The organism is Deltaproteobacteria bacterium (assembly GCA_016219225.1).
Taxonomy (GTDB): domain Bacteria; phylum Desulfobacterota; class RBG-13-43-22; order RBG-13-43-22; family RBG-13-43-22; genus RBG-13-43-22.
In genome coordinates, this window is record JACRBX010000281.1 from 1 (window position 1) to 8,570 (window position 8,570).

The window sequence follows — 8,570 nt, forward strand, 5'->3', positions numbered from 1 at the left end:
CGGCCGTAGGCATCATCGGTGGCAATCTTGACCTGATGGCCTAAAAGAGAGGTAGCTTTAAACCCCATACTCTGGACAGCCATACTGAACAGGGCTACCGAAATCTGTTCCCCGGTTGAGATCAGGACATCCAATTCCCTGGGATCGGGATTTTCGGTCATTTCCTTGGCCAGGCGAATCAGTTTGTCCGTCTCCCCGGACATGGCCGACAGAACCACCACTATATCGTGGCCTTTCTTTTTCATTTCAATAACCCGTTGGGCCACATTTCTGATTTTTTCAATGGAGCCGACCGAGGTCCCTCCGTATTTCTGAACAATCAAGGACATGAAGATTCCTCCTTATTATAAATAGGTCAAAGCTGAAAACTCAAAGGAATAAAAATAATATTTGATGACTATTTAAAAACTCGTCATTCCCGCACAGGCGGGAATCCAGGCCTTGCTTTTTTCTTTGCCCTTTCAGCTTTCAGCTTTGAGCTTATATTCTTTCAACCGTTGGGCCATTTTCCCGAAACCTTTTATTCGAATATGGCGTCGGGTTTCATCCGGGATGCTGAAAAAAATATCCAACCGATCCTCCGGTAATTCCCTTATCCGTTCGGCCCATTCGATTACCGTGATTCCCGGTCCGTCAAAATATTCTTCCAGCCCCAGTTCCTCGATTTCTTCCTCCAGATGAAGACGGTAGCAATCCATGTGAAAGAGGGGCAGGGGCCCCGGATATTCGTTAATCAAAGAGAAAGAGGGGCTGGCCACCTGGTCTTCGGCAATCCCCAGGCCTTGGGCCAGTCCCCGGACCAGACAGGTTTTGCCGGCCCCCAGCTCCCCATAAAGGGCTATCACATCTCCGGCCTTAAGCAAGGGGGCCAATCTTCGGCCCAGTTGTATTGTGGCCGCTTCTCCTTCGACCACCAACTCAAAGATGGATCCCTCCAAGAATCCCTCACTCATTGAGCTATGGAACGAACGATATCCTTCTTCCCTATGATTCCCACCAGGGTTCTCCCCTCCAGGACCGGAATGGAATGGACATGGTGCTCGGCCATCAAGGTGGCTATTTCCTCTACCGGGGTTTCAGGGGTGACAGTCTTCACTGGTGAGGTCATGATATCCATAGCCACCAAACCCATCATTTTTCTTAATTCTTTCTCAAATTTTTTCCCGCTTTCCAGAAAAACGATATAGCCCATTAGATTGACCACCGGGGGCCCATGAAACTTTTTAGTTTGATCGATAATGTCGCTTTCACAGACCATCCCGACTATTTCTTTGTTCGGATTTAAAACAGGCACCCCGCTGATATGATTTTCGGTTAAAGTTTGGGCCACTTCAGCAATGGGCGTATATTCCTGAACGGTGATCACTTTCTGGGTCATGATGTCTTTGGCCAGGGTCATAATAGGCTCCTAAAAAGATTTAAAAAGATGGTTTAAGGTATAAGGTGCAAGGTCTAAAGTTTCACTTCCTGTATCAACGGCAGGGTTTCTTCTCCCGGACCATCAAAGGTGCCCTTTCGGGTAATCAGATTCGGTATTTTATCCAATAACTCCGAAGCCAGGATCCCCTGGCCGCCTCGCTCCCGGGCCAGCCATAGACCGGCTTGACCATGGAGGAAGACCCCCAGGCAGGCAGCCTGGGAAGGAGACATGCCCTGGGATAAAAACCCGAGGATCAAACCGGTTAATATATCTCCGGTGCCTCCGGCAGCCAATACCGAATGGCCGACGGGGTTTAAATAAACCGGCCCTTCGGGGTCGGCAATTACGGTCCTGGCCCCTTTTAAGACCACCACCACCCCATGTTCTTGAGAAAAGGCCCGGGCTGTCCGGATCCGGTCGGCCTGGATCTCTTTCACGGACTGCCCTGATAATCGGGACATCTCTCCGGGATGGGGGGTAAGGATGGCCCTGCCTGCCAGATTCTTTATAGCCGTCGGGACCCCGGCCAGGGCATTCAACCCATCGGCATCGATAACCATGGGGAGGTCAATGGATTTTTTTAGCAAATTTTGAACCAGGGCGGTTGTCCCCGGTGAAGAGGAAAGGCCCGGGCCAAGGGCTATGGCTTTTTTGCCTTCAATCAACGTCATAATGCGGGAAAGTGCCCCCGGCCCTAAATGGCCCGGTTCTCCTTCAGGCAGGGGTTCGGTCATGGCCTCGGTCAGTTTTATTTCCATAATGGGGTTTAAGCTTTCTGCGATGCCCAGGGTTACCAACCCTGCCCCGGCCCGTAAGGCTCCCAGGCAGGTCATGGCCGCGGCCCCGGTCTTTCCTTTTGAGCCGGCCAGGACCAGGCTATGGCCATAAGAACCCTTATGGCCCTCCGGATCCCTCTCCGCCATCAAGGGGGCCAGAAAATCCGCCTCCAATAATTCCACCCGATCCTTAGTCGCCGGCCAGAAAGCGGGAGGGATGCCGATATCGATCACAAAAAGCCTTCCCACATACCGGCAACCGGGAAAGACGCATTGACCGATTTTAGGCAGACCGAAGGTAACGGTCAGATCGGCCTTGACACAAAGACCAAGGGGCCGGCCGCTGTCGGAAGACAACCCTGAAGGGATGTCCACGGCGGCCTTAGGAACCGGGATTTCATTGATCAGAATGATCAGGTCCCGGAAAAAACCGGAAACTTCTTTATCAATCCCGGTGCCCAAAAGGGCATCCACCAGAAGGTCAAAACCGGACACTTCCTGTCGCAGGGAAGGGCGGTTTGTTTTTTCGTCCAACTCGGTCAAGGGAATTTTTAATCGGTCAACCAGACCAAGTTGAAAGGCTGCATCCCCTTTGAGCCCTTCCCGCGAACCGGCCAAATAAACCCGGACCCGAAGGCCCAGGGCCTGGAAATAGCGGGCCATGGCCAAACCGTCCCCTCCGTTATTCCCTTTCCCGCAGAAAACAGCTATGGAACGGACCTTGGGATACTGCCGGCCAATGACCTGGACCGCTCCCCGGGCGGCATTTTCCATCAGAACCGGTCCCGGCAGACCGAGTTCTTCAATGGCCTTTCGGTCTAATCGTCTCATTTGTTGGGCTGTGGTCAGGATCATAATAAAATCGGGTTCAAGGTTCAGGGTTCAGGGAAAAACCTTACACCTTGGACCCTGAATCTTTAATTTCGTATTAAGCTCTCACACCCCTCCGGAGCGCCGAAAAAGATGAAAATATCTTCAAGGTTCAAGGTGTTCCATACTTGAAACCTGCATCTTGCATCTTGAAACTTTATTTGGGCACTAAATTTCAAGTACCACCACGGCCATGGCATATCCATCCTCATCGGTCAGGGTTAAAAAACTGTTTTTAACCCCGGCCTGCAAACAGATTTCCCTGGCCCGGCCATGGAGGATCAGCTCCGGCTTGCCGAAAGAATTAGAGGTCACCTCAATGTCTTTCCAGTGAATTCCCTGCCGCATCCCCAGGCCGATGGCCTTGGAAAAGGCCTCTTTGGCCGCAAAACGCATGGCCCAATAGCGGGTGGGGCGGGGTTTGCCAAGGCAAAGGGTGCGTTCTTCTTCAGTAAAAATCTTTTCCTGAAATCGTTCTCCCCAGGTTTCCATGGCCTTTTGTATCCGGACCATCTTAACCAAATCCACCCCTATGCCGTAAATCATCGGTCCCCATGAACAGCTATTCGGTTTATCTATTATTTTCTTTTATATAACAACCCATTATCCTGGTCAAGGAGAAATGGCAGGATTATTTCCCGTGGACGCTGGCGGGATAGGAAGTCGGCCTTGACTTTAATGACTCCTTTCCAGTATATAGAAGAGAAATCTTAAAAAATTTTATTCGCCCTATGGCAGACCTCGGGGTGAGGGAATGCTTTGCAAATCCAAGCCCAATGATGTAATAATAAAGAAGGTATTTTAAAAACTTAACTTTAAAAAGGGGGATGCCATGGAAAACAAAAAAATGGAAGTGTCCGGAATCAATCGCAGGAATTTTCTGAAAACCTCAGCCGCCCTGGGAGCGGCCGCTACGATCAGCGGGTTCCCCGCCGTTTTACGCGGGGCCGCACCTAAGGAGATCCTTATCGGCTCTATCCAACCGGTTACCGGTCCATTGCCGGACATCGGGATCGCCATGCAGCGGGGGAACAAGCTGGCAGCCGACGAAATTAATGCCCGTGGGGGGATCAAGTCCATGGGCGGGGCCAAGCTGAAGCTCCTTTTGGGAGATTGTGAGGCGAAAGAAGATGTCGGCCGGACCGTGGCCGAGCGGCAGATCAAGGAAGGGGCGGTCTGTCTGGTAGGCCCCTTTTTAAGCGGGGTGGCCATGGCCATTGCTACTTTAGCCGAACAGAGGAATGTCCCTTTTGTTATTGATGTGGCCGCCCTGGACGCCATTACCGCCAAAGGCTACAAAAATGTTTTTCGCTGCTTCGCTAAGACGGAATTCTTCATGACCAGTATGGCCCGCTATCTTGACCTGATTATCAAAGAAAAAAAAGTGACCATTAAACGGATTGCCGTCACCAACGCCGGCGATGCCTTTGGCCGGGGACAGGGCGCGGCCTTTATAAAATATGTCAAGGACAAAAAACTGCCCTTTGAAATCGTCGAACACATCGAATACCCCCTGGGCGTTAAAGACCTCTCCGCCGAGGTCGCCAAGCTCAAGGCCGCCAAACCGGACCTCCTTTGTCCCGTGGCCCGTCCCGGAGATGCCAAACTCCTGATCCGGGAAATGTATAAGCAGCGGCTGGAATTGCTGGGCATCATCAGTCCCGGCAGTCCGGGCTGGTACGAACCGGAATTTGTCAAGGACATGGACAAGCTGGCTTACTATGTCCTGGATAACGTGCCCTGGGTCAATCCCAAGAGCCCCAAATTTCAGGAGGCCAATGCCCGTTTTGAAAAACTCTATCCCGGTAAATATCTGGATACCAATTCCGGCTACGCCTACACCGGGGTGCTGGTCATTGCCGATGCCCTGGAACGGGCCAAATCCACCGATCCTGCGGCCCTACGGGAGGCCTTGCGCAAAACTAATTTTAAGGATCACCCCATGGTCGGCGGGCCAGTGATCTTTGATGAAAAAGGGGATAATATCAATGCCGCTACGGCCATGGTCCAGGTCCTGCCCGATCCGAATATGGACGACCGGGTCAAGGTGGTCCTGCCCAAAGAGGCGGCCCAGGCCCCTTACGTCTTTCCCTGGAAACAGCTCTGGGAACGGGGAGCCTGATCTATTTCGGATTGCGGATTTCGGATTTCGGAATATGGATTAGGGAGGGAAAGCCTGAATTTGCCCTGATCCATTTTTAAGTAATGCATTCGAAAAACTCGTCATTCCCGCGCAGGCGGGAATCCAGAGCAGACGTAGTTATTTTTTGTTACAGCGCCACAATGTGGCCTCATAGCTTTTTACCATCCCATTATGAGTGAACAACCATGAATACGGATCTGGTGCTACAGTTGGCCTTGCAAGGTTTCCTGATGGGAGGGGTCTATGGCCTGATCGCCTTAGGCCTCTCCCTGATTTTCGGGGTCATGCGGGTCATCAACTTTGCCCACGGCGAGATGATGGTCTTCGCCATGTTCCTGACCATTACCCTTCTCCTTTTTCTGGGTCTTGATCCCTATATCTCCCTGCCGATCTGTGCCGCCGTCATGTTCGGGATCGGCTATCTGGTTCAACGGGTTTTCGTCAATCGCATATTGGACCTGCCAGAGGCCATGCAGGTTTTAGTTTTGGTCGGCATGGGCATCATCTTTGAAAACGGAACCTTGATGATCTGGGGGGGAAGCGATATCAGCCCCAAAACCAGCCTGGCCCTTTCCGCCATCCGCCTGGGGTCGTTGACAATCGATGTCCCTCGTCTTATTGCCTTTGTCTTAGCCATTCTCATCACCTTGATCGTCATGATCTTTTTGAAGAAGACCACCACCGGTAAGGCCATCCGGGCAGCGGCCGACAACCGTTTTGGGGCCTTGATCATCGGCACCAATATTAACCGGATCTACGGTATCTGTTTTGGTATAGGGGCCGCCTGCGTCGGAGCCGCCGGAACCTTACTGGTGCCCTTGATGCCGGCCAAGGCCACCATGGGGGCCCCCTATACCATGATCTCTTTTGTGATCGTCATCTTGGGCGGCATGGGGAGTTTGATCGGGGCACTGGTCGGGGGATTGATTATCGGGGTGGCCGAATCCCTGGGAACGGTCTTCCTGCCCAGTTCCATGAAGCAGGTGGTCAGCTTTACGATCATGGTCATCATCCTCCTCTTCCGTCCCCAGGGGCTTTTTGGAGGTAGAGGATGAAGCGGCTCTATATCTTCCTGGCCGTTATCCTGGCTGTCCTGCTCTTCCTGCCCCAAGTGCTTAACAACTATTGGCTGGAAATCTTTATTCTGATCTTTTTTTATGCCTATCTGGGACAATGTTGGAATATCCTGACCGGTTATACGGGCAACATCTCCCTCGGCCATGCCCTCTATGTGGGTATCGGGGCCTATACCGCAACCCGTCTGGCCATTGTCTTTGATTTGAGCCCCTGGGCCGGGATGTTCATCGGGGCCTTGCTGGCCATGGCCGTTGGCCTGGCGATCGGCTTTTTGGGTTTCCGTTTCGGATTGAAGGGGGTCTATTTCGTTTTGATTACCATCTCCTTTGCCGAGATCGGCCGGTTGATCGCCTTGCACATGGAGAGCCTGGGATCCTTCATGGGCTTGTTTGTCGATTTCAAGCCGGGTTTTTGGAATATGCAGTTCAAAGGGAACCTGCCCTATTACTACATTTCCCTGGGATTGCTCCTCTTTTCGGTTGTTGTGGTCAGGGCACTGGAAATTTCCAAGATCGGCCGTTATCTGGTCGCCATCCGGGAGGATGAAGATGCCGCCGAAAGCCTGGGGGTGAATACCTTTAAATACAAGATGTGGGCCATTGCCTTGAGTTCTTTTATGACCGCCCTGGCCGGGACCTTTGATGCCAATCGAATTTTTCATTTAAGCCCGGACCGGGTTATGAGCATGGGTTTGTCCATTGAGATTATCCTGCGTCCTATAATCGGCGGTATGGGCACGGTTTTGGGACCTATTGTCGGCTCCTTTTTAATTACCCTGCCGGCCGAATGGACCCGGGCCTACCTGTCGGAAGTGGGCCGGCCCGGCCTGCACATGGTTATTTACGGGTTTGTACTGATTTTTGCCGTATTTTTTTTCCCCAGGGGCATCATGCCTTTTTTAAACAGGGTTTTTAAACCGTTTTTTATTAAACCCTCAAATATCAAGGGGGGGCACAGATCATGAAGATGGTTTTTTTGATTCCGAAATCCGAATTCCGAATTCCGAACAGGTACAATCGGTGAATCTTTTAACTATAGAAAAAGTTGGGAAAAATTTTGGCGGGCTTCGGGCCTTGGGCAATATTTCCCTTCAGATCAATGCACAGGAAATAGTCGCCGTCATAGGCCCCAACGGGGCGGGAAAGACTACCTTGTTCAATTGCCTGACCGGTTTCCTGACCCCTGACCAGGGGAAAGTCTATTTTCAGGGCCAGTCTGTTTTAGGCTTGAAACCGCATCAGATCTGCCGGTTGGGGATGGTGCGGACCTTTCAGATCGTCAAACCCTTTTTGGAGTTGACGGTTTTGGATAATGTCATCGTAGCGGCTTATAATCGTTTACCTTCTTTGTCAGAGGCGACCAGAAAGGCCAGGGAAGTCATAGAGTTTGTCGGCCTGGAGGACAAAAGATCGGCCCTGGCCACCGAATTGCCTCTGCCCCATCGCAAACGCCTTGAGCTGGCCCGGGCACTGGCCACCGAGCCCACCCTTTTAATGCTCGATGAGGTCATGGCCGGCATCAATCCCACAGAAACCGACACCCTGATCAAATTGATCCGGGAGATCAACCGGAAAGGGGTAACCATCCTGCTCATCGAGCATGTCATGCGCGGGGTGATGGCCCTGTCGCAACGGATTGCGGTCCTGAGTTTCGGGGAAAAGATCGCCGAAGGGTTGCCCGAGGAGGTGACCCAAAATCCCCTGGTGGTCGAGGCCTATTTGGGAGAGGATTATAAACCTTGCTGAAAATTGAAAATGTCGAAACTTTTTATGGAGACCTGCAGGCCCTCAGGGGTATCTCCCTGGAAGTAGCGGAAGGGGAGATCGTTACCGTGATCGGTTCCAACGGGGCAGGAAAATCCACCACCCTCAAGACCATTTCCGGTATGTTGCGGGCCCGTAAGGGTTCCATCACCTGGGACCATCAATCGATCACCCAGTGTTCCACTTCAGAAATTGTCGCCATGGGTATCATCCAGATCCCCGAAGGCCGGCAGCTTTTTCCCTCCATGACCGTCCTGGAAAACCTGGAACTGGGTGCCTTGAACAGCCAGGCCCGTAAAGACAAGGCGGAGAACCTGAAAAAAATTTTCAAACTTTTCCCCCGCCTGGAGGAAAGGAAAATGCAGATCGCCGGAACCTTGTCCGGAGGGGAACAGCAGATGCTGGCTATCGGGCGAGGCCTCATGTCCAAGCCCAAGATCCTCATGTTGGACGAGCCATCCCTGGGCCTGTCACCGATTTTAGTCAGCAGTATCTTCGCCATCATCCGCCAGATCAATGAG

General features: G+C 52.1%; 10 protein-coding genes. 5 read left to right on the forward strand and 5 right to left on the reverse strand.

Annotation, left to right across the window (positions count from 1 at the left end):
- The 5 genes from HY879_23150 to HY879_23170 all read right to left on the reverse strand — a co-directional run.
- The coding region (locus tag HY879_23150; protein ID MBI5606242.1) for an aspartate kinase at positions 1-329 on the reverse strand (329 nt) is incomplete at its 3' end.
- 132 nt (positions 330-461) lie between these two features.
- Complete coding sequence (tsaE, locus tag HY879_23155; GenBank protein MBI5606243.1) at positions 462-953, reverse strand: tRNA (adenosine(37)-N6)-threonylcarbamoyltransferase complex ATPase subunit type 1 TsaE; 492 nt, start codon at positions 951-953, stop codon at positions 462-464.
- Positions 950-1,399 carry a CBS domain-containing protein gene (locus tag HY879_23160; protein MBI5606244.1) on the reverse strand — a complete coding sequence of 150 codons (450 nt, stop codon included), beginning with the start codon at positions 1,397-1,399 and terminating at the stop codon, positions 950-952. The genes tsaE and HY879_23160 overlap by 4 nt, the downstream gene beginning before the upstream one ends.
- A gap of 53 nt (positions 1,400-1,452) precedes the next feature.
- Positions 1,453-3,051: an NAD(P)H-hydrate dehydratase gene (locus tag HY879_23165; GenBank protein MBI5606245.1), complete on the reverse strand. Its 1,599-nt coding sequence runs from the start codon at positions 3,049-3,051 to the stop codon at positions 1,453-1,455.
- 183 nt (positions 3,052-3,234) lie between these two features.
- Entirely contained in the window at positions 3,235-3,612 is a 378-nt protein-coding gene (locus tag HY879_23170; protein ID MBI5606246.1) for a holo-ACP synthase, read from the reverse strand.
- A 286-nt stretch (positions 3,613-3,898) separates the two neighbouring features.
- Here HY879_23170 and HY879_23175 point away from each other — a divergent pair, with 286 nt between their 5' ends.
- The 5 genes from HY879_23175 to HY879_23195 all read left to right on the forward strand — a co-directional run.
- Positions 3,899-5,188 carry an ABC transporter substrate-binding protein gene (locus HY879_23175; protein ID MBI5606247.1) on the forward strand — a complete coding sequence of 430 codons (1,290 nt, stop codon included), beginning with the start codon at positions 3,899-3,901 and terminating at the stop codon, positions 5,186-5,188.
- Positions 5,189-5,394: 206 nt separating this feature from the next.
- Positions 5,395-6,264, forward strand: a complete 870-nt coding sequence (locus tag HY879_23180) for a branched-chain amino acid ABC transporter permease (protein MBI5606248.1) — start codon at positions 5,395-5,397, stop codon at positions 6,262-6,264.
- Entirely contained in the window at positions 6,261-7,250 is a 990-nt protein-coding gene (locus tag HY879_23185; GenBank protein MBI5606249.1) for a branched-chain amino acid ABC transporter permease, read from the forward strand. Before HY879_23180 ends, HY879_23185 begins: the two co-directional genes overlap by 4 nt.
- A gap of 55 nt (positions 7,251-7,305) precedes the next feature.
- A complete protein-coding gene (locus HY879_23190) occupies positions 7,306-8,031 on the forward strand; it encodes an ABC transporter ATP-binding protein (GenBank protein ID MBI5606250.1) in 726 nt (241 codons plus the stop codon).
- A partial coding sequence (locus tag HY879_23195; GenBank protein ID MBI5606251.1) for an ABC transporter ATP-binding protein occupies positions 8,025-8,570 on the forward strand: 546 nt, incomplete at its 3' end. The genes HY879_23190 and HY879_23195, both read left to right, overlap by 7 nt.